2 protein-coding genes are annotated in these 2836 nt (G+C 68.1%); one reads left to right on the top strand and one right to left on the bottom strand.

All coding sequences use genetic code 11. The features are described from left to right. Nucleotides 1–1414, top strand: a 1414-nt coding sequence (acnA, locus tag ACTHJR_RS20170; RefSeq protein ID WP_440525214.1) for an aconitate hydratase AcnA, incomplete at its 5' end; no start/stop codon positions are given. 503 nt (nucleotides 1415–1917) lie between these two features. Here the strand turns inward: acnA and ACTHJR_RS20165 are convergent. Next, a partial coding sequence (locus ACTHJR_RS20165) for a putative bifunctional diguanylate cyclase/phosphodiesterase (protein ID WP_440525213.1) occupies nucleotides 1918–2836 on the bottom strand: 919 nt, incomplete at its 5' end.

Genomic DNA, 2836 nt, shown 5'->3' with positions numbered 1-2836 from the left:
CGACGTGGGCGACGGCGACGTCGTCATCGCGGCGATCACCAGCTGCACCAACACCTCCAACCCGTCGGTGCTGGTCGCCGCCGGCCTCGTGGCACGGAAAGCGCGCGCCAAGGGCCTGATGCCCAAGCCATGGGTCAAGACCAGCCTGGCGCCCGGCTCGCAGGTCGTGACCGATTATCTGGAGAAGGCGGGCCTGCAGGCCGATCTCGACGCGATCGGCTTCAACCTGGTCGGCTATGGCTGCACCACCTGCATCGGCAATTCGGGGCCGCTCGCCGCCCCGATCTCGGCCGCGATCAACGAGAACGACCTCGTCGCCGCCTCGGTCCTGTCGGGCAACCGCAATTTCGAAGGCCGCGTGTCGCCCGACGTGCGCGCCAACTTCCTGGCCTCGCCGCCTTTGGTCGTCGCTTATGCGCTCAAGGGCACGGTGACCGAGGATATGGTCGAGACCCCGATCGGCCAGGACCGCGACGGCGCCGACGTGTTCCTGAAGGACATCTGGCCGTCGAACCAGGAAGTCGCCGACACGATGAACGCGAACATCGACCGCGGCATGTTCGAGAGCCGTTACGGCGCGGTCTATGAGGGCGACAGCAAGTGGCGCGCGATCGACGTGCTCGGCTCGGACACCTATACGTGGCGCGCGGGCTCGACCTACATCCACAACCCGCCGTATTTCGAGGGCATGGGGATGACCCCGGCGCCGGTCGCCGACATCATCGAGGCGCGGCCGCTGGCGATCCTGGGCGACTCGATCACCACCGACCACATCTCGCCGGCCGGATCGATCAAGGCCGACAGCCCGGCGGGCACGTTCCTGCAGGAGCATCAGGTCAGCCGCAGCGACTTCAATTCCTACGGCGCGCGCCGCGGTAACGACGAGGTGATGGTGCGCGGCACCTTCGCCAACATCCGCATCCGGAACGAGATGGTCCCGGGCGTCGAAGGCGGCATGAGCCGCTACAATGGCGAGGTGCTGCCGATCTACGACGTGGCGATGAAGTTCAAGGCCGAGGGCGTGCCGATGGTCATCGTCGCCGGCAAGGAATACGGCACCGGCTCGTCGCGCGACTGGGCGGCGAAGGGCACCAACCTGCTCGGCGTCCGTGCGGTCATCACCGAGAGCTTCGAGCGCATCCATCGCTCGAACCTGGTCGGCATGGGCGTTCTGCCGCTGCAATTCGCGGAAGGGGTGACGCGGCAGAGCCTGGGGCTGACCGGGGACGAGAGCTTCACCATCCGCAACGTCGCCGGGCTGCGGCCGCGGCAGGATGTCGAGGTCGAACTGACCCGCGCCGACGGATCGACCGAGACGTTCATGACGCGGTGCCGGATCGATACGGTCAACGAGCTGGAATATTTCCTCAACGGCGGGATCCTGCAGTTCGTGCTGCGGAAGCTGGCGGCGTAAGGATTACCGAAACGCGAGCGAAGGGCGCGGGGCCGCGAGGTCCCGCGCTCTTTTCGTTTGGGGGTTACCTTGGCCCAGATCAATCCCCCCTACGCGTAGCGTGGGGAGGGGGACCGTCCGCGAAGCGGACGGTGGAGGGGCCGCAGCCGCGAAGCGGCGAGGACGGGGTTTTCCCCTCCACCATCGCTACGCGATGGTCCCCCTCCCCATCTGACGATGGGGAGGATTTGCGAGGTGCGCAGGCCCTGACACTTCGAACACCGCACGAGCAGTTTCTCAACCCGCTCAGCCCGTCCATCGCTCTATTTCGTCATCCCGGCCTCGTGCCGGGATCCGCCGCGCCGCGCGTCATGCCGCGTGCGATACGCGATGCGTTCACGCCCAACCCGTCAGGCCGGCCCTGTGCCGGCATCCACGGCGCCGCGCGCCCTTCGGCACGGATGTCGCCCACCGCGACACGCCCTCCCCCAACCCCTCCCGCAAGCGGGAGGGGGATTGCTGGCTCACCCCGCCAGCGCCTCGTCCTCGCCGCGTTCGCGCGCTTCGCGGCGCGACCAGGCGATGAACGCTTCCTCGTCCATCGGCTCGGCGATGACATAGCCCTGGACCACATCGCAGCCGATCACCCGCAGCATCTCGGCCTGGTCGCCTTGCTCGATTCCCTCGGCCACCGCTTCGCAGCCGAGACCGTGGATCAGCCCGATCACCGATTGCGCGATCAAGCGCGCCTCGCGGCGCTGGGTGATATGCTCGACCAGGCTGCGGTCGAGCTTGATGCGATCGAGCGGCAGCTGGCGCAGCCGTGCCAGGCTCGAATGGCCGGTGCCATAGCTGTCGATCGCGATGGTCGCCCCGTCCGCCCGTAAGGTGGCGATCGCCTCGACCACGTCGTCCGAGCAATGCATCGCCAGCGTCTCGGTGATCTCGAGTTCGAGCAGTCGCGCGGGCGCGCCGGCGGCCAGCATCGCCTCGCGCAGGCGGCGGAAGAACATCGCGTGATCGAGCTGGCGCTGGCTGATGTTGATCGCCAGGCGCTGCTCGATGCCGTGATCGGCCCAGCGCCGGATGGTTTCCGCCACGCGCCCGGTGACCCATTCGCCGATCTCGACGATCATGCCGGTTTCCTCGGCGCGCGCCAGGAAGCTGCCGGGCAATTTGATCCCCTGTACCGGGTGGCGCCAGCGCAGTAGCGCCTCGGCGGCGACGATGCGGCCGTCGGCGAGCGAGACCTGCGGCTGATAGACCAGGGTGAACTGGTCCTGGTCGATCGCGTTGCGCAGGTCGACCTCGAGCTGCGCGCGGTCGGCGAGTTCGGCGGCAAGCGCTTCGGAGAAATGCTCGGCGCGGCCGCGGCCGGTCGCCTTGGCATGGTACATGGCGGCGTCGGCGGCGCGCATCAAATCGTGGAGCGTGGTGCCATGG

The sequence above is a fragment of the Sphingomonas sp. genome, from assembly GCF_051962185.1.
GTDB lineage: Bacteria > Pseudomonadota > Alphaproteobacteria > Sphingomonadales > Sphingomonadaceae > Sphingomonas.
Note: the sequence above shows the minus strand (reverse complement) of the source record. Positions and strands in the feature narration are given on the sequence as shown.